Source organism: Streptomyces sp. NPDC020983, from assembly GCF_044333485.1.
Classification (GTDB): Bacteria; Actinomycetota; Actinomycetes; order Streptomycetales; family Streptomycetaceae; genus Actinacidiphila.
Genome location: NZ_JBIRRA010000011.1, coordinates 128,889 through 154,370 on the forward strand (window position 1 = coordinate 128,889; position 25,482 = coordinate 154,370).

Annotated in this window: 18 protein-coding genes; 7 read left to right on the forward strand and 11 right to left on the reverse strand. The window is 71.7% G+C overall.

The genetic code is table 11. The annotated features are described in order from the left end of the window. Nucleotides 1–37: 37 nt before the first annotated feature. Both ngcE and acnA read right to left on the reverse strand, forming a co-directional pair. Nucleotides 38–1,465, reverse strand: a complete 1,428-nt coding sequence (gene ngcE, locus ACH4SE_RS24770; RefSeq protein WP_398545653.1) for an N-acetylglucosamine/diacetylchitobiose ABC transporter substrate-binding protein — start codon at nt 1,463–1,465, stop codon at nt 38–40. A 423-nt stretch (nt 1,466–1,888) separates the two neighbouring features. Then, nucleotides 1,889–4,606, reverse strand: a complete 2,718-nt coding sequence (gene acnA / locus ACH4SE_RS24775) for an aconitate hydratase AcnA (protein WP_398545654.1) — start codon at nt 4,604–4,606, stop codon at nt 1,889–1,891. A 249-nt stretch (nt 4,607–4,855) separates the two neighbouring features. Between acnA and ACH4SE_RS24780 the strand changes: the two genes are divergently transcribed. The 3 genes from ACH4SE_RS24780 (at nt 4,856) to ACH4SE_RS24790 (ending at nt 8,803) form a co-directional block, all read left to right on the forward strand. Continuing rightward, nucleotides 4,856–5,677: a class I SAM-dependent methyltransferase gene (locus ACH4SE_RS24780; RefSeq protein WP_398545655.1), complete on the forward strand. Its 822-nt coding sequence runs from the start codon at nt 4,856–4,858 to the stop codon at nt 5,675–5,677. Then, on the forward strand, nt 5,674–7,017 hold the full coding sequence (locus ACH4SE_RS24785; protein WP_398545656.1) for a hypothetical protein: 1,344 nt from the start codon (nt 5,674–5,676) through the stop codon (nt 7,015–7,017). The genes ACH4SE_RS24780 and ACH4SE_RS24785 overlap by 4 nt, the downstream gene beginning before the upstream one ends. A 256-nt stretch (nt 7,018–7,273) precedes the next feature. Beyond that, nucleotides 7,274–8,803 (forward strand): helix-turn-helix domain-containing protein, encoded by a 1,530-nt coding sequence (locus tag ACH4SE_RS24790; protein ID WP_398545657.1) that lies wholly within the window; start codon nt 7,274–7,276, stop codon nt 8,801–8,803. A gap of 171 nt (nt 8,804–8,974) precedes the next feature. On the opposite strand, the gene ACH4SE_RS24795 is transcribed toward ACH4SE_RS24790, so the two are convergent. Further along, nucleotides 8,975–11,560: an NACHT domain-containing protein gene (locus ACH4SE_RS24795; RefSeq protein WP_398545658.1), complete on the reverse strand. Its 2,586-nt coding sequence runs from the start codon at nt 11,558–11,560 to the stop codon at nt 8,975–8,977. Nucleotides 11,561–11,745: 185 nt separating this feature from the next. Here ACH4SE_RS24795 and ACH4SE_RS24800 point away from each other — a divergent pair, with 185 nt between their 5' ends. Both ACH4SE_RS24800 and ACH4SE_RS24805 read left to right on the forward strand, forming a co-directional pair. Continuing rightward, nucleotides 11,746–12,507 carry a hypothetical protein gene (locus ACH4SE_RS24800; protein WP_398545659.1) on the forward strand — a complete coding sequence of 254 codons (762 nt, stop codon included), beginning with the start codon at nt 11,746–11,748 and terminating at the stop codon, nt 12,505–12,507. Between the two features lie 52 nt (nt 12,508–12,559). Further along, nucleotides 12,560–13,456 carry a DUF4231 domain-containing protein gene (locus ACH4SE_RS24805; protein WP_398545660.1) on the forward strand — a complete coding sequence of 299 codons (897 nt, stop codon included), beginning with the start codon at nt 12,560–12,562 and terminating at the stop codon, nt 13,454–13,456. Between the two features lie 48 nt (nt 13,457–13,504). Here the strand turns inward: ACH4SE_RS24805 and ACH4SE_RS24810 are convergent, their stop codons facing one another. Beyond that, nucleotides 13,505–13,921, reverse strand: a complete 417-nt coding sequence (locus ACH4SE_RS24810) for a cold-shock protein (RefSeq protein WP_398545661.1) — start codon at nt 13,919–13,921, stop codon at nt 13,505–13,507. A gap of 394 nt (nt 13,922–14,315) precedes the next feature. Here ACH4SE_RS24810 and ACH4SE_RS24815 point away from each other — a divergent pair, with 394 nt between their 5' ends. Then, nucleotides 14,316–15,371: a family 2 encapsulin nanocompartment cargo protein terpene cyclase gene (locus ACH4SE_RS24815; RefSeq protein WP_398545662.1), complete on the forward strand. Its 1,056-nt coding sequence runs from the start codon at nt 14,316–14,318 to the stop codon at nt 15,369–15,371. 90 nt (nt 15,372–15,461) lie between these two features. After that, a complete protein-coding gene (locus tag ACH4SE_RS24820) occupies nt 15,462–16,334 on the forward strand; it encodes a geranyl diphosphate 2-C-methyltransferase (RefSeq protein WP_398545663.1) in 873 nt (290 codons plus the stop codon). A 77-nt stretch (nt 16,335–16,411) separates the two neighbouring features. On the opposite strand, the gene argF is transcribed toward ACH4SE_RS24820, so the two are convergent. The 7 genes from argF to ACH4SE_RS24855 form a co-directional block, all read right to left on the reverse strand. Then, complete coding sequence (gene argF, locus ACH4SE_RS24825) at nt 16,412–17,422, reverse strand: ornithine carbamoyltransferase (protein WP_398545664.1); 1,011 nt, start codon at nt 17,420–17,422, stop codon at nt 16,412–16,414. A 154-nt stretch (nt 17,423–17,576) separates the two neighbouring features. Continuing rightward, nucleotides 17,577–18,800: an arginine deiminase gene (locus ACH4SE_RS24830; protein WP_398545665.1), complete on the reverse strand. Its 1,224-nt coding sequence runs from the start codon at nt 18,798–18,800 to the stop codon at nt 17,577–17,579. A gap of 80 nt (nt 18,801–18,880) precedes the next feature. Beyond that, nucleotides 18,881–21,457, reverse strand: coding sequence for a polynucleotide kinase-phosphatase (locus ACH4SE_RS24835; protein ID WP_398545666.1), 2,577 nt, complete (start codon nt 21,455–21,457; stop codon nt 18,881–18,883). Further along, nucleotides 21,454–22,962, reverse strand: coding sequence for a 3' terminal RNA ribose 2'-O-methyltransferase Hen1 (locus tag ACH4SE_RS24840; protein ID WP_398545667.1), 1,509 nt, complete (start codon nt 22,960–22,962; stop codon nt 21,454–21,456). Before ACH4SE_RS24840 ends, ACH4SE_RS24835 begins: the two co-directional genes overlap by 4 nt. A 75-nt stretch (nt 22,963–23,037) precedes the next feature. Beyond that, on the reverse strand, nt 23,038–23,898 hold the full coding sequence (gene mmuM, locus ACH4SE_RS24845) for a homocysteine S-methyltransferase (protein ID WP_398545668.1): 861 nt from the start codon (nt 23,896–23,898) through the stop codon (nt 23,038–23,040). Nucleotides 23,899–24,021: 123 nt separating this feature from the next. Beyond that, nucleotides 24,022–24,942 (reverse strand): LLM class F420-dependent oxidoreductase, encoded by a 921-nt coding sequence (locus ACH4SE_RS24850; RefSeq protein WP_398545669.1) that lies wholly within the window; start codon nt 24,940–24,942, stop codon nt 24,022–24,024. Between the two features lie 33 nt (nt 24,943–24,975). Further along, nucleotides 24,976–25,437 (reverse strand): DUF6099 family protein, encoded by a 462-nt coding sequence (locus ACH4SE_RS24855; protein ID WP_398545670.1) that lies wholly within the window; start codon nt 25,435–25,437, stop codon nt 24,976–24,978. Between the last annotated feature and the right edge of the window lie 45 nt (nt 25,438–25,482).

The following is a 25,482-nucleotide window of genomic DNA, read 5'->3' on the forward strand; positions in this document are numbered from 1 at the left end:
CGGTCGCTCTCGTCTCAGCCGTTAGGGGGAATGCGGATCAGACGTGCTTGAACTTGGGCACGGACGAGTCCTTCTTGGTGTCGTCGCAGGCCTTCTGGGCCTGCTCGATCCACTGCGCCGCCTTGATCTGCCCGGTCAGCAGCTTGGCGGTCAGGTTGCCGAGGGTCTCGTTGTTGAGTTTCTTGTACCAGTCCTGGATACGCGCGTTGAGCACGTTGGGACCGGCGGCCTTGAGCGCCGCGCTCGCCGAGGCGAGGCCCGGGGTCAGGGACAGGCCCTCGGCCGCACCCGAGACGCAGGTGAGCGACTTGATGGTGGTGGTGAAGTTGTCCGTCTGCTGCTTGGACAGCATGATGCGGAGCAGCTCCATACCGCCGGTCGGGTTCTTGCCGTTCGCGGCGACGATGAACGGCTCGCCGGCGGCCGCGTACACGGTACCGAAGGGCATCTTGTCGCTCGGGCCGCCGCCGACCAGCGGGCCGACCGCGAGGTCGAAGTCCTTCGGCATGGTCGGGGCGGCCTCGTTCTCCACCCACGAGCCGTCGGCCACCAGGGCGGCCTTGTACTTCGTCCAGTCGGTCTGCATCTGGATGTGGGTCTTGCCCTCGGAGCCGGTCAGGAACAGCTTCTTGGCCGCCAGCTCCTCGTAGTACTCGATGACCTGCTTGACCGCGTCGACCTGGAGGGCGCCGTCCTCCAGGTCGTCGATGGCGTTCAGGACCTCCTTGCCGCCGACCTTGCCGAACTGGTGGAACATGTCGAAGTGCACGTAGTACGGGTACTTGCCCGGGTACGTGAACAGCGCGATGCCCTCGGCCTTGGCCTTGGCGCCGAGCGCGACGGCCTCGTCGAAGGTCTGCGGGTAGGTCCAGCCCTTCTCCTTGAAGAGCTTGTTGCTGTACCAGCTGCCGTAGACGGTGAAGGCGTAGTTCAGCGCGTACATCTGCTGCGAGCCGAACTGGCCCTGCTCGACCGTGCCGGCGATCAGGACGTCGCGGACCTTCTTCGACGGGTCGTCGATGGTCGGCGCGTCCAGCAGCGGGGTGAGGTCGAGGAGCTTGCTCTCCTTGGCCAGGGCCGCGGTGTCGAGGTTGTCGGCGCCGGAGTTGTCCATGAAGTCCGGCGGGGTGTTGTTGGCGAATCGCGGCTGCAGCTTGGGGCCGATGCCCTGCGTGCCGGTGTGCTGCACCTTGGCGCCGTAGGTCTTGTTGTACTGGGCCTCGGCGGCCTTGATGTAGTCGTCGCCGAAACCGCCCTTGAAGACGAATGCCTCGAGCGGCGCGCCGTTCTTGACACCGAGCGGATTGCTCGCCGACTTCGTGCCGGCCGGAGCCGGCTTCTTCTTGTCGGAGTCACCGCCACTGGAGGTGGCGCACGCCGTCAGCACCGACGCCGACGGAATGGCCACCACACCGATCGCCATCGCCCGCTTGATTGCATCGCGCCGGTTGATCTCGGATCCCATGCTCAAGTCCTCGCCTTCTCCAGGACTCATGCGGTGCAGCGACACCCGCCGACGACCGCGAACGTTGAAGCTTGAGTGAAACCGTGCATCCAGTGAGGCGGGGACGCTATCCGAACTCCGGCTGCGCCGGCTTGCCGATTCCCCCGCCCGAACCCGCTCAGAAGCGGGTTCCTCGGACGCCGACAGGTATAGTCCACTTCTCTCGGGCAGGGCAAGATCAAGTGCGTGTTTGGGCGGCAAGCTTTCCCGAGTTGAGACCTGTCCGAAATGTGGGACGACAAAACAGCAGGTCAGAGCGACGTCAACCAGTCGATGGCGGACGATCGGCGGATTGGCTCGCGCAAAACGGACGGACCGCGTCCCCCACCGAGGGGGACGCGGTCCGTGTTACTGGCGAGTTACAACAGCCGTGCGGGCGCCGTCCTACTGACGGATCAGCGAGCGCAGGACGTACTGCATGATGCCGCCGTTGCGGTAGTAGTCCGCCTCGCCGGGCGTGTCGATGCGGACCACCGCGTCGAACTCCACGCCGGTGTCCGTGGTGACCTTCACCGTGCGCGGGGTGCTGCCGTCGTTGAGCGCGGTGACGCCCGTGACGGAGTACGTCTCCTCACCCGTCAGGCCCAGCGTCAGGGCGCTCTCGCCCTCCGGGAACTGGAGCGGCAGCACGCCCATGCCGATCAGGTTGGAGCGGTGGATGCGCTCGTAGGACTCGGCGATGACCGCCTTGACGCCCAGCAGCGCGGTGCCCTTGGCCGCCCAGTCGCGCGACGAGCCCGAGCCGTACTCCTTGCCCGCCAGGACCACCAGCGGGATGCCCTGCTCGATGTAGTTGCGCGAGGCGTCGTAGATGAACGCCACGGGTGCGTCCGGCTGGGTGAAGTCGCGCGTGAAACCGCCCTCGGTGCCGGGGGCGATCTGGTTGCGCAGCCGGATGTTCGCGAAGGTGCCGCGGATCATGACCTCGTGGTTGCCGCGGCGCGAGCCGTAGCTGTTGAAGTCGCGGCGCTGCACGCCGTGCTCGGTGAGGTACTGGCCCGCCGGCGTGTCGGCCTTGATGGCACCGGCCGGGGAGATGTGGTCGGTGGTGACCGAGTCGCCGAGCTTGGCGAGCACCCGGGCGCCGGAGATGTCGGTGACCGGCACCGGCTCCGGCGTCATGCCCTCGAAGTACGGGGGCTTGCGGACGTAGGTGGACTCCGCGTCCCACTCGAACGTGTCGCCGGTCGGGATCGGCAGCGCCTGCCACTGGGCGTCGCCCGCGAAGACGTCGCTGTAGGAGGTGCGGAACATGTCCTCGCCGATCGCGGACGCGACCACGTCGTTGACCTCGGACTCCGACGGCCAGATGTCGGCCAGGTGGACCGGCTTGCCGTCCTGGTCGGTGCCCAGCGCGTCCTTGGTGATGTCCAGCTTCATCGAGCCGGCGATGGCGTACGCGACGACCAGCGGCGGGGACGCCAGGTAGTTCATCTTGACGTCCGGGTTGATCCGGCCCTCGAAGTTGCGGTTGCCGGAGAGCACCGAGGTGACGGCGAGGTCGGCCTCGTTGACCGCCCTGGAGACCTCCTCCGGCAGCGGGCCGGAGTTGCCGATGCAGGTCGTGCAGCCGTAGCCCACGAGGTTGAAGCCGAGCTTGTCCAGGTACGGCGTCAGGCCGGCCTTGTCGAAGTAGTCGGTGACCACCTTCGAGCCGGGGGCCAGCGTGGTCTTGACCCACGGCTTGCGGGTCAGGCCCCGCTCGACGGCCTTCTTGGCCACCAGCGCGGCGGCGACCATGACGTACGGGTTGGAGGTGTTGGTGCAGGAGGTGATGGCCGCGACCGTCACCGCGCCGTGGTCGAGTTCATAGGTCGAACCGTCCTCGGCGGTGACCAGGGTCGGCTTCGTCGGCACGCCGTTGCTCGACAGGGCCGGGGAGTCGGAGGCCGGGAAGGACTCCTTGCCGGCCTCCTGGTCGTCGGTGACGTAGTTGCGGACGTCCACGGCGAACTGCTCGGCGGCCTTCGCGAGCACGATCCGGTCCTGCGGGCGCTTGGGGCCGGCGATCGACGGCACCACCGTCGACAGGTCCAGCTCCAGCTTCTCGGAGTAGTCCGGCTCCGCGGCCGGGTCCAGCCACAGGCCCTGCTCCTTGGCGTAGGCCTCGACGAGCGCGACCTGCTGCTCGGAGCGGCCGGTCAGCCGCAGGTAGCTCACCGTCTCGGCGTCGATCGGGAAGATCGCGGCGGTCGAGCCGAACTCCGGCGACATGTTGCCGATGGTGGCGCGGTTCGCGAGCGAGGTCGCGGCGACGCCCTCGCCGTAGAACTCCACGAACTTGCCGACGACACCGTGCTTGCGCAGCATCTCGGTGATGGTCAGCACCAGGTCGGTCGCGGTGGTGCCGGCGGGCAGCTCGCCGGTGAGCTTGAAGCCGACGACGCGCGGGATGAGCATGGAGACCGGCTGGCCGAGCATCGCGGCCTCGGCCTCGATGCCGCCGACGCCCCAGCCGAGCACGCCCAGGCCGTTGACCATGGTGGTGTGCGAGTCGGTGCCGACGAGCGTGTCGGGGTAGGCCTGGCCGTTCCTGACCATGACCGTACGGGCCAGGTGCTCGATGTTCACCTGGTGAACGATGCCGGTGCCGGGCGGGACGACCTTGAACTCGTCGAAGGCGGTCTGGCCCCAGCGCAGGAACTGGTAGCGCTCCTTGTTGCGGCCGTACTCCAGCTCCACGTTCTGCGCGAACGAGTCGGGGGTGCCGAAGCGGTCGGCGATGACCGAGTGGTCGATGACCAGCTCGGCGGGCGCGAGCGGGTTGATGCGCGCCGGGTCGCCGCCGAGCTCCTTGACCGCCTCGCGCATGGTGGCCAGGTCCACCACGCAGGGCACGCCGGTGAAGTCCTGCATGATCACGCGGGCCGGCGTGAACTGGATCTCCTGGCTCGGCTGCGCCTGCGAGTCCCAGCCGCCGACCGCACGGATGTGGTCGGCGGTGATGTTCGCGCCGTCCTCGGTGCGGAGCAGGTTCTCCAGCAGCACCTTCAGGCTGTAGGGCAGCCGGGCGGCGCCCTCCACCTTGTCCAGCCGGAAGATCTCGTACGACTCGTCGCCCACCTGCAGCGTGCTGCGGGCGTCGAAGCTGTTCGCCGACACGGCAGTCTCCTTCATGCGTCGTGTTGCGTGCGTGCGCGCGTGTCCCCGCGACCGTCTGCACCACGGTCCCGGTACGGCTCGGCAGATATCTCGATGTCGAGATAACTCTAGTACATGACCGCCGGAGGTTCATGTGGGGCCACGGCTCCGGACGCCCGCCTTGCGCCGGACGGGTGGCGCGATGGTACGAAAGAGGATGACGGGACGTCATGTCCCTGCGTGCACACGCCAACCCGGGGGGACCGCCGCATGCACACCGGAGTCGCACTCACCGCCTACCTCGTCAACGAGTCCCGCGCCCGGCGGCCCGAGCTGGCCGCCGACCCGCTCGCCGCGACATGGATCCCGGAGCCCGACCGGCCGGGCGTGAAGGAGCTGTGGCAGGGCTTCGCGGACACCGTCTACCCGCACGACGACCTGGTCGTCGCGCTGCGTGGCCGTTTCGTGGCGGACGTCCTCGCCGAGGCGCTCGCCGCCGACCCGGACACGGTGCTGGTGGTGTGCGGCGCGGGCTTCTCCTCCTACCCCTGGCTGCTCCCCTTCCACACCGCCGTCGAGGTCGACCTGCCGGACATGGCCGCCGCCAAGGAGCACCGCGCCGCCGAGCTCATGGCCGAGGGGACCCTGCCCCGCCGCGAGGTGCGGCACCTCGGGGCCGACCTGGGAAGCGCCGCCGACCGGGACGCGGTGGCCGCCGCCGTGCGCGAGCTGTCCGCCGGACGTCCGGTCGCCTACGTCGTGGAGGGCGTGCTGTTCTACCTGCCGCCCGCGGACGCGCTCGCGGTGGCCGGGCTGGGCGCGGCCTTCGGCGGCACCGCGGTGAGCGCGGTCAGCTACTGGCCCTCCGCCGCCTCCGGCAGCCGGGTGCTGGCGGCGCAGCGGGAGTGGTTCCGCAGTCGGCAGGTGCCGCCGGAGGCCTCGTACCAGACCAACGCGGAGCTGACCGAGCTCTTCGGGTGCCCGCTGCGGGACCTCGGGCCGGAGGACCTCCAGCGGCGCTATCTGGGGGGCGTGCAGGTGCCCGAGTCCGAGCTGATCCCGGAGTACGTGGCCGTGGCGGTGGCCGGATGAGCGGCTCCGTAACGCCCGCGGCCGGGGACGCGCCGGCCGGCGCCGCGTACCCGGTGCTGCACCTGCAGAGCCGCGCCTACCCGCTGCACCACAGCTCCCCCCGCGCGGCCCCGGAGCCGGTGCCCGTGCCGGGACTGGGCGAGCTGCGGCCGGTGGCGGGGACGCTGAGCACCCTGGCGTACAACCCCGACGGCACCGTGGAGATCGACCTGACACCGGTGGTCGGGCGCGCGGTGTCGCTGCCGGGCACCGAGATCGTCGCCTGCCACGCCCGCATCCTGACCGCCGGCACGATCCTGGTCGTCTACGCCCTGCGGCACGAGCAGGATCTGCGCGCCCTCGACCTCGTGGCGCTCGACGCGCTGGACGCCGAGGTCAACAGGACGCTGAGGGAGGCCGACGCACCGCTGCTCACGGCGGTGCTGTCGGCCGCGGTGAGCAGCGGGCTGCTGCAGGACATCGCGCTGCGGCCGGATCTCGCGCTGAGCGGCGAGCGGTCGCCCGTCGACCGCCAGTCCGCCCGCTACAACTGCCACTTCGTCACCCAGGACCCGCCGTGGGCGCCCGACCCGCGGGTGCCCGCGCTCATCGCGGGCCCCCGCTGCCGGATCCTGCTGCCGTACACCTACGCCTGGGACGCCGACCCGGCCGCGCCGCTGGACGGCCTGCTGGCCATGACCGAGCCGACCGACATCGCCGTGGCCCAGCAGTCGCTGCTGATCGGGGCGCTCATCGCGGGGCGCTGGGTGCTGGCGGACCTCGCGCACGGGCACCCCGAGGGCACCGACGTGCACGCCTTCCGCCGCTTCCTGGACGGGCTGTGGGCCGACTTCCACCACCTCGACGGCTACCGCATGGAGTCGACGCAGACGCACCGGGCGAGCTACCTCGCCGCACGCCAGGTGATCGGCCTCGACGACACGCAGGAGCGGGCCGACCGGCTGCTCGGCTACGTCAGCAACTCGCTGCAGGCCGCCTCCTCCCAGCGGGCGGAGGAGCTGGACACCCGGCTGAACCGGGTGGCCGCGGCGCTGGCCGTGGTGAGCGCCGCGTCGTTCGGCCTGGACATCGCGGTCTTCCTGCTGCCGCAGGTCTCGCTCGCGACCAAGCTGGGCGTGGTCACGGGCCTGATCGGGCTGGCGCTGTCGTGCCTGCTGGCGGTGATCGTGCCACGCGTCAGGCGCGCCCCGGCCGTCGCCGTACGCCGCCGGACGGCCGCCCGCCGGGCGGTGCGGGGGGCCCGGCAGGCCGCGGCGGCGGCCGCCGCCGCGCTGCCCGAGCCCCCCGTGCTCCCGGGGGCGGAGCCGGCCGGGGCGGCGGCCGTACCGAACGAGGGGTGAGCGGGCCGGCCTCACCCGGATGGCTGGGGACGGCGAAGCGGGGAAGACGGACCGGGGAGCCCGGGGATCGCGGCGTGGCGCGCCACGGACCCCCAGGTCAGCCCGAGTGTGACGGCTGGTGCGGAGGTTGCGTGCGGGAACCGCGTGGATACGGTGGGTCCGTCGGCACCAGCGGACACGCCACATACGTATGAGGCACGCCACGGATGGCGGAACCAGCGTTGCCTCATCTCATATATGAGATAGGGTCACTCTCATGACCGACGACTACCTGGTACGTATCGGCAGGCTCATCCGGGATGCCCGGCAGCACCGGAACTGGACACAGACCCAGCTCGCGGAAGCCCTCGGCACCAGCCAGAGCGCGGTGAACCGGATCGAGCGGGGCAACCAGAACATCAGCCTTGAGATGATCGCCAGAATCGGCGAGGCACTGGACAGCGAGATCGTGTCCCTCGGCTACGCCGGTCCGATGCATCTGCGCGTCGTCGGCGGCCGCCGGCTGTCCGGCTCCATCGACGTCAAGACCAGCAAGAACGCCGGCGTCGCCCTGCTGTGCGCGACGCTGCTCAACGCCGGACGCACCACACTCCGCCGGGTCGCCAGGATCGAGGAGGTCTACCGCATCCTCGAAGTGCTCGGCAGCATCGGCGTGAAGGCCCGCTGGGTCAACGACGGCAACGACCTGGAGATCGTGCCGCCCGCGACCCTCGACCTCGCGGCGATCGACACCGAGGCCGCCCGCCGCACGCGCAGCGTCATCATGTTCCTGGGCCCGCTGCTGCACCGGACCGACCGCTTCCGCATCCCCTACGCGGGCGGCTGCGACCTCGGCACCCGTACCGTCCAGCCGCACATGAACGCCCTGCGGCACTTCGGCCTCGACGTCACCGCGACCGACGGCTCCTACCACGCCGAGGTGGCCGGCGGGATCACCCCGCACCGCCCGATCGTGCTGACCGAGCGCGGCGACACCGTGACCGAGAACGCGCTGATGGCGGCCGCGCGGCACGACGGCGTCACCGTCATCCGCAACGCCAGCTCCAACTACATGGTCCAGGACCTGTGCTTCTTCCTGGAGGAGCTGGGCGTCCGGGTCGAGGGCATCGGCACCACGACCCTCACCGTCCACGGCGTCTCCCACATCGACCGCGACGTCGACTACGCCCCGTCCGAGGACCCGGTCGAGGCGATGAGCCTGCTCGCCGCCGCCGTCGTCACCGAATCCGAGCTGACGATCCGCCGGGTGCCGATCGAGTTCCTGGAGATCGAGCTGGCCGTGCTGGAGGAGATGGGCCTCGACTTCGAGCTGGCCCCCGAATACCGCGCGGACAACGGCCGTACCCGGCTGACCGACCTCACCGCGCGCCCCTCCAAGCTGCGCTCGCCGATCGACAAGATCCACCCGATGCCCTTCCCCGGGCTGAACATCGACAACGTGCCCTTCTTCGCGGCCATCGCCGCGACCGCCCAGGGCTCGACCCTCATCCACGACTGGGTCTACGACAACCGCGCGATCTACCTCACCGAGCTGACCCGGCTCGGCGCGTCCGTCAAACTCCTGGACCCGCACCGCATCATGGTCGAGGGCCCGACCCGCTGGCGCGCCGCCGAGATGATGTGCCCGCCCGCGCTGCGCCCCGCCGTCGTGGTGCTGCTCGCGATGATGGCCGCCGAGGGCACCTCGGTGCTGCGCAACGTCTACGTGATCAACCGCGGCTACGAGGACCTGGCGGAGCGCCTCAACTCGATCGGCGCGCAGATCGAGATCTTCCGGGACATCTGAGAGCCCCCCGGCACGGAGCCGGCGCACCCCCTGCGGCCTGCCCCGACGCGCGGGCGCGGGGGGCGCGTTCGGCGCCCCCGGGGGTGCTGTGTCACCGGGCGAGGGCGCGGCGCAGGCGCCGGCCCGGCCCGCTCCAGGCGGCACGGCGAGCGCCGTGCCGTACCGACGGGGCTAACCGGCGGCCCTGCGCGGGCGGCCCAGGTTCTCCTCCAGGAAGCGGCCCAGGGTGTCGTCCACCTTCTTTTCGACGGCCAGCTGGTGGCAGGCCTGCCGCCCGCTGCTGGTGGCGCTGATCATCTCGCTGCGCCCGCCCTTGACGGTCAGATAGCCGCAGCCGAAGAGGTACTCGAGGAACTTGCGGGCCAGCGGCACGTTCCGCTCGGCGGCGCCCCGCTGCTGGACCCCGCGGCGCTGGTGCTGCGCGCCGTCCGCGAGGACCTTGCAGATCTTCTCGATGACCTCGAAGTCGGAGTTGACGGCGAACACGTAGTACGGGTTGACGTCGTCGGTGATGGCGCCCTGCGCCCGCAGATGGCCGAGGAGGTGCTCGCCGGTGATGATCTGGGTGCCCCGGGAGGTCTTGACCACAGCGGTCGAGTCCCGGTCCAGGTCGGTGAAGTCGGCCTCGGCGCACTGGATGCCGGTGATGTCGCAGTCCATGATGAGGGCCCGCTTGAACGAGGCCTCGTCGGCCACCGCCTGGGACAGGTTGCAGGCCTCGAAGATCGAGTCGGAGAAGTTGGACCGCTCGATCCGCGCCCCGCGGAAGGAGACCCCCGACAGTTCGGTCTCGGAGGCGTTCAGCCGGTGCAGGTCCGAGGGGCGGGTGTCGGCGGACAGGTCGACCTGGCTCAGCCGGGACTTGGAGATGTCCAGACCGGGGCCGACGATGCGCGCGAGGATGTCCCGCTTGTCCTCGGCGGCGGGGGCGTTCTGGAGGAGGGCGGGCCAGAGCAGTGTCAGGATGCGGTCCAGGCTCTTGCTGTAGCTGCGGTTGGGCCAGCCCATGGCGAGCTGTGCGAGGGAGCCCTCCAGCGTCTCCTTGGGCATCGACCGGGCGAAGGTCAGCATCGCGTCGGTGAGCTGGATCTGCCGCGGCAGCGAGCGGCCTGCCTGGTGCTCGCTGACCATGAAGGTGAGGGCGAGGTACTCGCGCAGGGAGTTGTGCGAGAACTGCCAGGCGTACTCACCGGGTTCGCGGGAGCGGGTGAGCGTGGAGGAGGAGCGCAGGTCGTCGAAGAGGGCGTCGGCGGCGTCGGCGGCGCCGGCGGCCCGCTGTTTGGCGAGGTAGCCGGGGAAGCGCTCCTCGATGAGTTCCCGGAAGGCGGCCTCGCGGACCGACCGGCGGCTCTCGGAGGAGAGCCGGACCGCGAGATGCCGGAGGAATTCGAGGCGGTCCGACGGGGGGAGGTTCTTCACCCGGGCCCAGTCGCGCAGCATCAGCTTGTTGATGATCAGCTCGTAGATCTGCCACTCGGTGAGCTTGCCGCCGCTGCCGCTGGCCTCGTCGCGCTTGAGTTCCTCGACGACGTCCAGGAGGTAGCTGACGATGACGGGCTTGCCGCTGAGGGAGTGCTCGCGGGTGCTCTCCGGGCGGAAGACCCGGCTGAGGATGCCGGTGACCGCCTTCTCGCCCGCGGGGTCGTCCCCGAGCCGCCTCTTGACCAGATGGAACGTCTGGTCCGGGCTGAGGTCGCGCAGCTGCCGCTCGGCGCGCTGGATGACGAACTGCTCCAGCATCCGGTCGACCTGCTTCTCCTGCTCCAGGACCTCCTTGTCGAGGGCTGCGGCGCCGATCTCGGACCGTGTGGCGAGGTTCCGGTAGAGCACCTCGAAGACCTGGAGCTCCTCTGCCTCGGTGAAGTAGTTGGGCCGGCTGGTGAGGATGCCCCGGACGCCGTCACCGGAGAGTTCGGTGAGCGCCTCCAGGCAGGACCGGCGTTCCCGCACGTTGAGGAACTGGGCCATCTCGTCGTAGCCGTCGAGGATGAGCATGACGCGCCCATTGGCGATCATGGACTCGACGAAGCTGATGTTGAGGTGGGCCAGTTCGTTGCGGTCGAGGAAGTGGTGGAGCAGGCCGCGGGCGTCGAACTGGCGGCTGAAGTCCCTGAGTTCCACCCGGAACGGCAGCCTGGTGAGCCGGCCCTCGCGGTAGTCGCTCATCCAGCGCCGCTGCAGGACGCGGGTGAGGGCGGTCTTCCCCGTGCCGTACTCGCCGACGACCACCACCCAGCGGGACGGCTCGGACTCGTCGCCCACCCAGCGGGTCAGCCACTCGGTGGCGCGGTGCACACCCTGGGCGTCGTCGAAGTTGGGCTCCTCGTAGACCTCGTCCAGATCGCGCAGGGACTCGGCGAAGTCACCGTTCCCCAGGACGTGCTCGATATACGGGTCGGTGCGCTCGAACTGCCGGAAGAGTTCCTGGAAGGTGTAGACCAGAATTCCTTCCATTCGCGCGTGGTCGCGCGCCTCGTCGGTGAATCCACCCGACGACACGAGAACCTGCTGCGAGCCGAGCACCTGTTTCCGTACCGTGGCAAGTCTCGCCATCAGTCCCGCGTGCTTGACCATGTTCACCTGGTCGATCGTGACTTCGATGAATACCTGCTGCTCGCCCAGTCCCGCCATCTGCTTCGCAAGGAGCGGGAAAACCATGTCCTGAACCGTGACGTCCTCGGTGACCGAATAGCCGTTCGACTCGAAGAGCCAGGCCACCGCGCGGGGCAAGGTCTGCTCGGTATAAGTGAAGTCCACTGATCAACCCCCCGGCTCCGTGCACCTTCGCCCGCCAGCATAGTGTCCCGTCAGGCACCTGTCTGTGCGTCGCCCCGAAGTACGCTTCATGACGTATCACCCTGATTCACCATCAGGTACGACGAATACCCACAAAGTGCCAACACCCTATACTGGGCTGCCCGCTTCATGGACCTGGGGGGAACATGGAAACGCCAGCCGCGACCCACCGCTGTTTCTACATAGCGCCGATCGGCGCGACGGGCTCGGACATCCGGCGACGCAGCGACCAGGTTCTCCGGCACATCGTGAAACCGGCCGCGCTGGAATGCGGATATGAGGCGACCAGGGCCGACGAGATCGACTCCTCCGGCCTGATCAGCACACAGGTCCTCGAACGGATCCTCGGCGACGGACTGGTGATCGCCGATCTGACCGACCAGAACCCGAACGTCTTCTACGAACTCGCGGTGCGGCACACCACCGGCAAGCCCTTCATCCAGATCATCTCCGCGGGCCAGGCCATTCCGTTCGACGTACAGGGTCTGCGGACCATCGAGCTCGACCACCGGGACCTGGACAGCGCCGCGGAGGCCCGGGAGGCGATCGTCCGGGCGATCAGGAACATCGAGGCGGGCGAGGCCGTGCACACCCCCATGACGTACACGATGGACCTCGCCGAACTCCGCAGCTCGGGCAAGGCCGAGGAGCGCGGTGTGGCGGACATCCTCGAGGTGGTCAAGAGCATCCAGCGGCAGCTCAGCCGGCCCTCCGCCGAGACCTCCGCCCAGCAGGACCTGGCGCTCCTCCAGAACGTCATCGGGATGTGGGTGCAGCAGGGGCACCTCCAGCGGGACAGCCTGATGGTCCTCATGGGCGAGCTGAAGTCGAAGACCGGTTCCGTCTGGCTCCAGGACCTGATGCACAGCACGTTCCCGGGGACCGCGGGCCCGGCGCAGGACGCCTGAGCAGCCTCCGCCCGTCTCCGAACGCCCGTACCGCAGAAGAGAAGAGAGTGCCGTGACCGACGACCAGCGCCTGCACAGCTCCGATCTCCCGGAACTCTTCCGGGTCGCCGACGCCGCCTCCCTGGAAGGGCAGCGGCTCTCCATCCGCGGCACCCGGCTCAGGCTCGTCCTGGCGGTCGCGGCCGCGGTCCTCGCCGCCGTCAGCCTGGAGATCGGGGACGGCTGGGACCTGCCCGCGCTGATCGTGGCCGTCATCTTCCTCGGGACGCTGGTCCTGGAGATCTGGCTGCTGGGCCGCAGACCCGAGCGGGACTGGTACGACGGCAGGGCGCTCGCGGAGTCCGTCAAGACGCTCTCCTGGCGGTACGCGGTCGCGGCCACCCCGTTCTCGGCATCCCTGTCCGACGAGCAGGCCGAACGGCACTACGTCTCCGCGGCCGAGAAGCTCATCGACGACGCCCCGGCGACGTCCGTCATCGTGACCGCGCCGCTCGGTGTCACCGACGCGATGCGCGCCCTCCGGCACACCGGCCTCACCACCCGCCGCGACCTCTACCTGAAGAACCGCATCGGCGACCAGCTCACCTGGTACTCCACCAAGGCCCGGTTCAACGCGGACCGGGCCCGCCGCTGGCGGCTGGCCCTCATCCTCATCGAGGCGCTCGGGGTGATCGCCGCCTCGCTGAGGGCCTCCGGTGTCGTCGACGTCGACCTGCCCGGCATCCTCGCCGCGCTGCTGGGCGCCGGAACGGCCTGGCTGGCGGTCCGCCAGTACGACGCCCAGTCACGAGCGTACGCCTTCGCCGCCAAGGACCTCGGCACCATCCACAACGGGCTGCGCACCATCGACTCCGAGACCGAGTGGGCCGTGCACGCGGCCGACGCCGAGGAGGCGATCAGCCGCGAGCACACGATGTGGCGGGCCTCCCGCGGGGCGTACGGGGGGTGACGGTTCCGGCCGGCGGCCCCCAGGCGCCCCGGCCCCCCGGCCGCCGGTTCAGTCCTCGACCCAGCCGTGGCCGCGGGCGAAGTCCACGGCCCGGCGCCTGACCTGGAGGATCTGCTCGCCCGTGAGGGACGGCGCCGCCGCGAGCAGGGCCTCGGTGAACTCACGGGTGAAGTCCTCCCGGGAGAGCACGTCGCACATCGGCTCGCCGTCGACGACCGGGCCCGACACCCCCGCGTGGGACGGGGCCGGGGGCCGCTCGGCGCCTTCGGGCAGGCGTACGGAGGAGGCCTTCAGACCGCGGTCGCCCTCCTCGATGTCGAACTCGACCTGCAGCCCCGAGCGGAGGTACGACTCCGGGATCAGCAGGTCGTTCACGTGCAGGAAGACGTCCTCACCACCGAACTCCGGGGCGATGAACCCGTAACCCCGGGCACTGTCGAAACGCAGCACTCGACCCGCAACCACAGCAACCCCCACCCGACCCGAACACGACCAGAACACGACACGGGCCCGACCGAGCGCGACACAGGCCCGCGCCCATCGTATCGAGCACACGATCGCAGCGTCAGCCACACGGTGGACGACCGGGCGCACCCGGCGCGACGGCCGGTGCGAAGGTTCCCGTGCACCCCCGGCGTGCGGAGGCGTACGCCGGAGCACACTGCCTCAACTGGCAGGTTTACACCACCACTTGCGCGTAGCTCCCCCTTTCACGCCATACCCGGCCGCACCACCCGCTGCTTGACTTGGCCCCGTGGACGGCCCCCGGGCCCCACGGCACCGGTGCCGTGGGGCGGGGCGGGCGTCCGAGCGACGATCCGGATCGGCCCCGCGGCCGAGTGACCGAGTGGAGTACGCCATGAGCGCCCCCGCGAACACCGGGCCGCGGCGCCCGCTGCCCGGGCCGCCGGTTCTCCGGCCCGCCGGCCTGCGCCGCCGCGGGGTGATCCCCGGCATCAGGCACCGGCCCGTACCGCCCGCGGACCCCCGGAAGGCCGCGGCCGTCGACGAGCGGCTGGAGGCCTGGGCGCGCGAGCTGGACCTCTTCCCGCCGGCCTGGAACGGCGACTTCGCGGGCTTCCAGTTCGGCCGCGCGGTGGTGCTCCAGCACCCGAACGCCCTCGACCTGGAGCGCCTGACGGTCGCCGGCGAGCTGCTGCTCGCGGAGAACCTGGTCGACAGCTGCTACTGCGAGGAGGACGAGGGCCGCGGCGCCTCCCGGCACGGCCTCGGCGGCCCGCTGCTGCTCGCGCAGTCGGCGATCGACCCCTTCCACGGCACGCCGGAGCTGGAGCAGGACTGGCGGCTCGGGGTCCAGACGGACGGCCCGCTGCGTTCGTACCACGGGGCGATGAAGGACCTCGGCCGCTTCGCCACGCCGAGCCAGACCGACCGGTTCGTGCACGACATCGCCCGGCTGCACCTGGGGTACCTCGCCGAGGCCGCCTGGGCCGAGACGCGCTATGCCCCCAAGGTGTGGGAGTACCTGGTGATGCGGCAGTTCAACAACTTCCGCCCGTGCCTGTCGATCGTGGACGCGGTCGACGGCTACGAGCTGCCCGAGGCGCTCTACGCCCGGCCCGAGGTGCAGCGCATCACCGCCCTGGCCTGCAACGCGACGACGATCGTCAACGACCTCTACTCCTTCGCCAAGGAGCTGGAGAGCGACCCGGACCACCTCAACCTGCCCCAGGTGGTGGCACGCAACGAGGGCCGCGGGCTCAAGCACGCCTACTTCCGCAGCATCGAGATCCACAACCAGGTGATGGACGCCTTCGAGGAGGAGGCCGCGGCGCTGGCGCTGACCTCACCGCTCGTCGGCCGCTACGCCCAGGGCCTGTCCGACTGGGTGGCCGGCAACCACGAGTGGCACGCGACCAACAGCCACCGCTACCACCTGCCCCACTACTGGTGAGCGCGCCCTGCCCCGACGGCGGGCGTGTCCACCGCGGGCGAATACCCGCAGCCGTATCCGTACCGGTACCAGCACCGCTAGGAGCCACCGTTGGCCATCCCCCAGTCCGGCGCCACCGTCTCGCTGCCCGCCCAGTCGACGTACCAGTCCCGCGTGGCGGACTACTGGAACGCCGAGGAGAATCCGGTCAACCTCGAACTCGGCAGGATCGACGACCTCTACCACCACCACTACGGGATCGGTGAGGTCGACTGGTCCGTCGCGGACGACCCGGACCCGGCGCGGCGGCAGCAGCGGGTGACCGCCGAGCTGCACCGCCTGGAGCACGCGCAGGCGGAACTCCTCGCCTCGCACCTCGGACCGCTCTCCCCCGCCGACCGCGTCTTCGACGCCGGCTGCGGGAGGGGCGGCGGCAGCGTCGTGGCGCACCAGCGCTACGGCTGCCACGCCGACGGCGTGACGCTCTCCACCAAGCAGGCGGACTTCGCCAACGAGCAGGCGCGCGCCCGCGGGATCGACGACAAGGTGCGCTACCACCACCGCAACATGCTGGAGACCGGCTTCGCGGCCGGCGGTTACGCGGCCTCGTGGAACAACGAGTCGACCATGTACGTCGAACTCGACCTGCTCTTCGCCGAGCACTCCCGGCTGCTGCGCCGCGGCGGCCGCTACGTGGTGATCACCGGCTGCTACAACGACACCTACGGCCGCGCCTCGCGCGAGGTGTCACTGATCAACGCGCACTACATCTGCGACATCCACCCGCGGTCGGAGTACTTCCGTGCGATGGCCCGGCACCGCCTCGTCCCCGTCCACGTGGAGGATCTGACGCAGGCCACGATCCCCTACTGGGAGTTGCGCAGGACCGCGGACCACCTGGTGACGGGCGTCGAGGACGCGTTCCTCGACGCCTACCGCAACGGCAGCTTCCAGTACCTGCTGATCGTCGCCGACCGGGTCTGAGGCCGCTCCCCCGCCGTCGGCCCCGCGTGCCGGGCCCCGGACCGGGCCCGGCCGCGGGGCCGTCCCCGCGTGCCGGGTCAGGCGAGCGTGGCGACCATGACGGCCTTGATGGTGTGCATGCGGTTCTCGGCCTGGTCGAAGACGACGGAGTGCGCCGACTCGAAGACCTCGTCGGTGACCTCCAGTTCGCTCAGCCCGTACTGGTCGTGGATCAGCCGGCCGACCTCGGTGCCGAGGTCGTGGAAGGCGGGCAGGCAGTGCAGGAACTTCACGTCCGGCTTGCCGGTGGCGCGCAGCACGTCCATCGTGACCGCGTAGGGCGCGAGCGCGGCGATCCGCTCCGCCCAGACCTCCTTGGGCTCGCCCATCGACACCCAGACGTCGGTGACGACGAAGTCGCAGTCCCGCACGCCCTCGGCGATGTCCTCGGTGAGGGTGATCCCGGCCCCGGAGGACTCGGCGAGCTTGCGGGCCCGGGTGACGACGTCGTCGGCCGGCCAGTAGGCGCGCGGGGCGACGATCCGCACGTCGAGGCCGAGCAGGGCGCCGGTGACGAGGTAGGAGTTGCCCATGTTGAACCGGGCGTCGCCGAGGTAGGCGAAGGACGCACCGTGCTCGCGCAGGGCCGCGACGCCGCCGGCCTGCTCGGCCATGGTCAGCACGTCGGCCAGCATCTGGGTGGGGTGCCAGTCGTCGGTGAGGCCGTTGTACACGGGGACCCCCGCGTGCGCGGCCAGCTCCTCGACGGCCGCCTGGCTGGCGCCGCGGTACTCGATGGCGTCGAACATCCGGCCGAGCACCCGGGCGGTGTCCTTGACGGACTCCTTGTGCCCTATCTGGGAGCCCGCGGGGTCCAGATACGTGGTGGCCGCGCCCTGGTCGGCGGCGGCGACCTCGAAGGAGCAGCGCGTACGCGTCGAGGTCTTCTCGAAGATCAGCGCGATGCTGCGGCCGCGCAGCCGGGGCTGCTCGGCGCCCGCCTTCTTCGCCGCCTTCAGTTCGGCGGCCAGCTCCACCAGGCCCCAGAACTCCTCGGGCGTGAGATCCAGCTCCTTGACGAAGGGGCGGCCCTTGAGGTCGACGGCCATGGCGGGGACTCCTCGGTTGGTGGTACACGGCAACCATGGAAGTCTATACGAGCGCTCACATTCTTATACAGACCCTCTTTCCGGCAGCCGGGACGGCCGCTTCCCTCCCTGTGCGATGCCCGGCGGAGACCGCACTCACACGGCTCGCGCCGGCTCACACGGGGTCGCGCTCGATCGGGCAGCTCATGCACCGCGGGCCGCCGCGGCCGCGGCCCAGCTCGCTGCCCGGGATCTCGATGACCTCGATGCCGCGCTTGCGCAGGAAGGTGTTGGTCGTCGCGTTGCGCTCGTAGGCCACCACCACACCGGGCTCGACCGCCAGCACGTTGCACCCGTCGTCCCACTGCTCGCGCTCGGCGGCGTGCACGTCCTGCGTGGCGGTGAGCACCTTGACCGAGTCCAGCCCGAGCGCGGCCGCGATGGCGCGGTGCATGTGCTCCGGCGGGTGGTCGGTGACCTTCAGCTCGTCCTCCCCGCCACCGGGCTCGATGGTGTACGACGGCAGCATCCCCAGGCCCGCGTACTGCGTGAACGTGTCGCCGTCGACCATGGTCATCACCGTGTCGAGGTGCATGAAGGCGCGCCGCTTGGGCATGTCGAGCGCCACGATGGCGCGGGCCGAGCCGGTCGCGAACATCCTGCGGGCCAGCATCTCCACCGCCTGCGGGGTGGTGCGCTCGCTCATCCCGATGAGCACCGCTCCGGAGCCCAGCACCAGGACGTCGCCGCCCTCGATCGTCGAGGGGTAGGCGCCCTGCCCCTCGGACCAGACGTGGAAGCGGCCCCCCGCGAAGAGCGGGTGGTGCCGGTAGATCGCCTCGAAGTGCACCGTCTCGCGCTGCCGGGCGGGCCAGCGCATCGCGTTGATGCTGACCCCGTCGTAGATCCAGGCCGAGGTGTCGCGGGTGAAGATGTGGTTGGGCAGCGGCGAGAGCAGGAAGTCGTCCAGCTCCAGGGCGTGGAAGCGGACCGAGACCGGCTCCTCGTGGCGCGCCAGGAACTCGCGCTTGGTCATCCCGCCGACCAGGGCCTCGGTCAGCTCCGGGGTGCTCAGCTCGTCGAAGGCGGCCCGCAGGTGCTCGGTGGCGAGCGGGCCGTACTCCTTCTCGTCGAAGACGCGGTCCAGCACGAGCGCCTTGGCCGCGGGCCGCTCCAGGGCCTCGGTCAGCAGGTCGCCGAACAGGTGCACCTCGACGCCGCGGTCGCGCAGCACGTCGGCGAAGCCGTCGTGCTCGGCCCGCGCCCGGCGCACCCACAGCACGTCGTCGAAGAGCAGCGCGTCCTTGTTGCTGGGCGTCAGGCGCTTCAGCTCCAGATCCGGGCGGTGCAGGATGACGCGGCGCAGCCGCCCGGTCTCGGAGTCGACGTGGAATCCCATGGGATCAGACCTTCCCACCTGGGGTGGGCTTTATCACGCACGCGGACGGGCCCGCACCCGGCGCGGGTGCGGGCCCCCGGTCACAGCCGCGGGTCCACCGGCTCGGACTCCAGGGCCAGGACGGCGAAGACGGGCTCGTGGACGCGCCACAGGGGCTCACCGCCCGCGAGGCGGTCCAGGGCTTCGAGGCCGAGGGCGTACTCGCGCAGGGCGAGCGACCGCTTGTGGCCCAGGGCCCGCCCGCGCAGCCGGGCGAGGTGGTCGGGGCGGGTGTACTCGGGTCCGTAGATGATCCGCAGGTACTCCCGGCCGCGGCACTTCAGGCCCGGCTGGACGAGTGCCCCGCCGGACTCGCGGAGCCCGGTCCCGACCGGCTTGACGACCATGCCCTCGCCGCCCGCCGCCGTGAGGTCGAGCCACCAGGTGGTGCCCGCGGCGACGGACGCCTCGTCGGCGGTGTCGACCCGCAGCCGCCGGGTGGTGCGCAGCAGCCCGCTGCCGTCACCGGCGGCCAGCCGGTCGGCCAGGGCCAGCTGCCGGTCCTGCGGCAGCTCGGCGGCGAGGTTGCGGCCGCGGGCGGCCAGGATCTGGAAGGGCGCGAACTCGACGCCCGCCAGGCCGTCGGTGGTCCAGCAGTAGCGGCGGTAGGCGTCGGTGAACGCCTGCGCGTCCGCGGCCCTCTCGCGCTGCCGGGCCAGCAGCCCGGCCACGTCGGCGCCGCGGCCCGCCGCTGTCTCCAGCGCGGCCAGCACCGGCGGGAAGGCGGCGTCCGCGGCGGCCCCGACGGCTGCGTACTGGGTGCGCAGCAGGCCGGAGGCCTTGAGCGACCAGGGCAGCAGCTCGCCGTCCAGCAGCAGCCAGTCGGTGTCCAGCTCCTCCCACAGGCCGGCCGCGTCCACGGCCGCCCGCAGCCGCGCGAGCACCTCCCCGGTGACGGCCGCGTCGTCGAAGAAGGGGCGCCCGGTGCGGGTGTGCAGCGCCCCCGCCACGCCCGCGGGCGCGCCGAAGCGCTCTGCGGCGGCCGTCTCGTCCCGGCACACCAGGGCGACGGCGCGCGAGCCCATGTGCTTCTCCTCGCACACGACCTCGCGCACCCCGGCGTCGCGGTAGTAGGCGAAGGCCTCCGCGGGGTGTTCGAGGAAACCCTCCTCGGCGGAGGTGGCGCAGGGCGCCATGGTCGGCGGCAGGTAGCACAGCACGCGCGGGTCGACGGCGAAGCGGCTCATCACCTCCAGTGCCGCGGCGGCGTTCTGCTCGCGCACCGCGAGCCGCCCCATGCGGGAGGTCTCCACGATCCGCCGGCCCGCGACGTCGCCGAGGTCCAGCGGGCGGCCCTCCCGCCCGCCGGGCGCCTCGCTGAGCAGGGGCCGGACCGGCTCGTACCAGACGCGCTCGGCGGGCACGTCCACCAGCTCGCGCTCCGGCCAGCGCAGCGCGGTCAGCCGGCCGCCGAAGACGGCCCCGGTGTCGAGGCAGAGGGTGTTGTTGATCCAGGACGCGGCGGGCACCGGCGTGTGCCCGTAGACGACGGCCGCCTTGCCCCGGTAGTCCTCCGCCCACGGGTAGCGCACGGGCAGGCCGAAGTCGTCGGTCTCCCCGGTGGTCTCGCCGTACAGGGCGTGCGAGCGCACCCGGCCGGAGGTGCGGCCGTGGTACTTCTCCGGCAGGCCCGCGTGGCACACCACCAGCCGGCCGCCGTCCAGCACGTAGTGGCTGACCAGACCCTCGATGAAGGTGCCGACGCGGCGCCGGAAGCCGGGGTCGCGCTCGTCCTCGGCGGCGAACTGCTCCACGGTCTCGGCCAGGCCGTGGGTGAGCTGGACGCGGCGGCCCTTGAGGTGGCGCCCGAGCTTGTTCTCGTGGTTGCCGGGCACGCACAGCGCGGTGCCGGCCTCGACCATGCCCATGACGCGGCGCAGCACGCCGGGGCTGTCCGGGCCGCGGTCGACGAGGTCGCCGACGAAGACCGCGGTGCGGCCCTCGGGGTGCCGGCCGTCGTCGTAGCCGAGCTTCGACAGCAGCGCCTCCAGCTCCGAGCTGCACCCGTGGACGTCGCCGATGATGTCGAACGGGCCGGTGAGGTGGCGCAGGTCGTTGTAGCGCGGCTCGGTCTCCACCCGGGCGGCCTCGATCTCGGCGGTACCGCGCAGGATGTGGACCTTGCGGAAGCCCTCGCGCTCCAGGCCGCGCAGCGAACGGCGCAGCTCGCGCTGGTGCCGCTGGATGACGTGCCGGGGCAGCGCGGCACGCTCGGGGCGTGCCGCGTTGCGTTCGGCGCACACGTGCTCGGGGACGTCGAGGACGATCGCGACGGGCAGCACGTCGTGCTCCCGCGCCAGGTTCACCAGCTGCCGGCGGGCCTCGGGCTGGACGCTGGTGGCGTCCACGACCGTACGGCGGCCCGCGGCGAGCCTCTTGCCCGCGATGTAGTGCAGGACGTCGAAGGCGTCGGTCGTCGCGCTCTGGTCGTTCTCGTCGTCGCTGACCAGGCCGCGGCAGTAGTCCGAGGAGATCACCTCGGTGGGCTTGAAGTGCCGTGCCGCGAAGGTGGACTTGCCGGAGCCGGTGGCGCCGATCAGCACCACCAGGGACAGGTCGGTGACCGCGAGGCGGCGTCCCTCGGCGGGAGCGGTGCCGGTGTCGTCGGTGCCGGTCATGCCGCCTCCTCCTTCTTCTTCTCGTCGAGCGGTCCGTGCAGGGTGAACAGGGCGAGCTGGGTCGGCGGGCCGACCTCGGGGTCGTCGGGGCCGACGGCCCGGAAGTCGACGGTGTAGCCGTGCCGTCCGGCCACCGCCCGGGCCCAGTCGCGGAACTCCCGCCTCGTCCACTCGAAGCGGTGGTCGTGGTGCCTGCGGTGGCCAGCGGGCAGCGTCTCCCAGCGCACGTTGTACTCGACGTTGGGCGTCGTCACGACGACCGTTCCGGGGCGGGCGGCGCCGAAGACCGCGTATTCGAGCGCGGGCAGCCGGGGCGGGTCCAGATGCTCGACCACCTCGCTGAGCACCGCCGCGTCGTAGCCCGCCAGCCGCTTGTCGGTGTACGCGAGCGACCCCTGGAGCAGGGTGAGCCGGGACGACTGCCGCTCGCCCATCCGGTCCAGCCGCAGCCGGCGGGCCGCGATCTCCAGGGCCCGCACCGACACGTCCATGCCGACGACCTCGGTGAAGCGCGGGTCCTTCAGCAGCGCGGCCACCAGCTGGCCCTGGCCGCAGCCCAGGTCCAGCACCCGGGCGGCGCCCGCCGCGCGCAGCGCGGCGAGTATCGCCTCCCGGCGCTGCACCGCGAGGGGCTCGGAGCGCTCCGGCGCCTGCGCGGGGCGGGTGCCCTCCTCCGTCTCCTCCGTCTCCTCGGCCGCGACGGCGTTGTCGATCTCCTCGACCGCGACGTCGTCGGCGTCCGCGAGCCGCACCAGTTCCAGCCGCTCGTCGGCCTCCCGGGCCAGCGACCTGCGCCGGGCCAGGTACCGGTGGGTGATCAGCTGCTGCGCGGGATGGGCGGCGAGCCACCCCTCTCCGAACCGCAGCAGCTTGTCGACCTCGTCCGCCGACACCCAGTAGTGCTTGGCGTCGTCCAGCACCGGCAGCAGGACGTACAGATGCCGCAGGGCGTCGGCGAGCCGCAGCTCCCCCTCCAGCACCAGCCGCACGTAGCGCGACGCGCCCCACTCGGGGAAGGCCGTGTCCAGCGGCACCTCCTCGGCCGTCACCTGCCAACCCAGCGGCTCGAACAGCCGGGCCACGAGCGCGGCCCCACCGCGGGCGGGCAGCACGGGCACCTCGATCCGCAGCGGCAGCGGCGCGGCCGCCCGCTCGGGCAGCGCCCGGCACTCACCGCGCAGCGCGCTCGTGAACACCGTGCGCAGCGCCACCGCCAGCAGCGACGACGCCGCGTACGGGCGGTCGTTCACGTACTGCGCCAGGGCCGCGTCGGCCGCCGGGCCCTTGCCGCCCTTGCCGCGCCCGCGCCGGGCGAGCGCCGGCGGATCGACCTCCAGCAGCAGCGCCGCGGTACAGCGCTCGGCGTCCGCCTCGGGGTAGAAGACGTGCGCGTCGCCGTAGGAGGTGGCGAAGGTCTGCGCCTTGCCGGGGTGCTTGTGGAGCAGGAAGCCGAGGTCCGTCGCCGGACCCGCGGGAGTCCCGCTCGTCGAGATCGTCAGGAACACCTGCCGAGTATCCGCCCGTGGCGCGCCCCGTGACGACGCCTTTTCGCGTCCGGCACCCGGTACGTCCGGTCCTGGCTACCGTGGCCCGCCGTCCAGCGCACCGCGCAGGGCCGCGATCGTCTCCGGGCCCACGCGGCAGCAGCCGCCGATCAGCCGGGCGCCGACCGCCTGCCACGCGAGGGCGGACTCGGCGGTGAAGGTCTGCGGGCCCGCCCAGCACCGCCCCGCGGGATCCCACCGCTCGCCGCTGTTCGGATAGGCCACCGCCGGCTTGCCGGTGACCGCGACCGCCAGCTCGACCGCGGCAAGGACCTCCTCCGGCGCGCAGCAGTTGACGCCCACCGCCACCACCTCGTCGCGCCCCGCCGCCAGCGCGAAGGCCTCGGCGAGCGGCTGGCCGGCCCGCGTCCTGCCGCCCTCGACGGTGTAGGACAGCCACACCGGCAGCCCGGTCGGAGCCGCCGCGCGCAGCATCGCCTCGGCCTCGTCGATGTCCGGCACCGTCTCCAGGGCCAGAACGTCGGGCCCCGCCTCGGCCGCGGCCTCGATCCGCGGCCGGTGGAAGCCGGTCAGCTCCCGCACCGTCCTGCCGTACCGCCCGCGGTATTCGCTGCCGTCCGCCAGCACCGCGCCGTACGGCCCGACCGAGGCGGCCACCGCGATCCCCGGGCGCGCGGCCGCCGCCTCCCGGGCCAGCAGGACACTGCGCCGCAGCAGCGCCGACGCCTCCGCCCGGCCGATGCCGCGGCGGGCGAAGCCCTCGTAACTCGCCTGGTAGGCCGAGGTGGTGAGGACGTCCGCGCCGGCCTCGGCGTAGGCGGTGTGGGCGGCGCGGATCTGCCCTGGATCGTCGGCCAGCAGCCGGGCCGTCCACAGCGGGTCCGACAGGTCGCAGCCCTGGCCGGCCAGCTGGTTGGACAGGCCGCCGTCGAGCACCAGGGCGGCCCCCGCCGCCGGCCGCCACCGCCGCCGCGCTGCGGCGGGAGCCGGTGCACAACCCGGCCGGCGGCCCGGCGGAAGGTCCGGCGGCTGGGCGGACGGCGGGGTCATGAGGTGGTCTCAGCCCAGCTGCGGCTTGACCTGGGAGGCGATCAGCTCCAGGTGGTCCAGGTCGTGCAGATCCAGGGTCTGGAGGTAGAAGCGCGTGGCGCCCTGCTCGGCGTAGCGCCCGATCTTCTCGACGACCTCCGCCGGGGAGCCGGCCAGCCCGTTCTCCTTCAGCTCGCTGACCTCGCGGCCGATCACCGCTGCCCGGCGGGCCACCTCCGCGTCGTCCTTCCCCACGCACACCACCAGCGCGTTGGAGTACGTCATGCTCTCCGCGGGCCGGCCCGCCGCCCGCACCGCCTCCCGCACCCGGGTGAACTGCGTGCCGGTGTCGGCGATCGAGGCGAAGGGCACGTTGAACTCGTCGGCGTAGCGAGCGGCCAGCTCCGGGGTGCGCTTGGCACCCATCCCGCCGATCAGCACCGGCACCTTCGCCTGCGCGGGCTTCGGCAGGGCCGGGGAGTCCGCGAGCGTGTAGAACGTGCCCTCGAAGTCGAAGGTCTTGCCCACCGGGGTGGCCCACAGCCCGGTGACCACCGCGAGCTGCTCCTCGAGCCGGCCGAACTTCTCCTTCGGGAAGGGGATGCCGTAGGCCGTGTGCTCCGCCTCGAACCAGCCGGCGCCGAGCCCGAACTCGATCCGCCCGCCCGACATCGCGTCGACCTGCGCCACCTGGATGGCCAGCACGCCCGGCAGCCGGAAGGTGCCCGCGGTCATCAGGGTGCCGAGCCTGATCCGGCTGGTCTCCCGGGCCAGGCCCGCGAGCGTGATCCACGCGTCCGTCGGGCCGGGCAGCCCGTCCCCGCCCATGGCCAGGTAGTGGTCCGAGCGGAAGAAGGCGTCGAAGCCGAGGTCTTCCGTCGCCTTGGCGACCCGGAGGAGGGTGTCGTAGTCGGCCCCCTGCTGGGGCTCGGTGAAGATTCGCAGGTCCATTCCCCCATCCTGCACCCCTCGCGCGCCGCCACGTCAAACGCCACATGACGACTCCCCGCCCCGCGCCCCGCCGTCGCCCGCGCCCGTACGGACCAGCGCCCGTACCCGCTCCCTCGCCTCGTCCACCGCGTCCAGCGCCTCGACGCAGCTCCAGTAGGCCCCTTCGTCCTCCACCGCGCACGTCAGCACCACGAGCGCCTGCTTGATCTCGCCCAGCAGCACCCGCAGCGCCCGCAGCGTCCCCGCGGGATCGCGTACCGCCGTCAGCCGGGCGGCGCGCGGTGGTCCGGCCCCCGGCACCGCGACCGGCGGCACCGCCCGGCCCGGCTGCGGCTCCTCCCGCGCGGCCCCGTCACCCGTGCGGCCCGCGGACAGCAGCCGCGACACCGCCTCGACCAGCTCGCCCGCCTGCCAGGCCTCCTCGATGACGTCCTCGGGCCGCGGCGCACCGCGCATCACCCGCTCCGACTCCGCCACCAGCCGTGCCGCGTCCATCGCCCTACCCCCTCGTCCACGGGGCGGTGACCCGTTCACCACCTG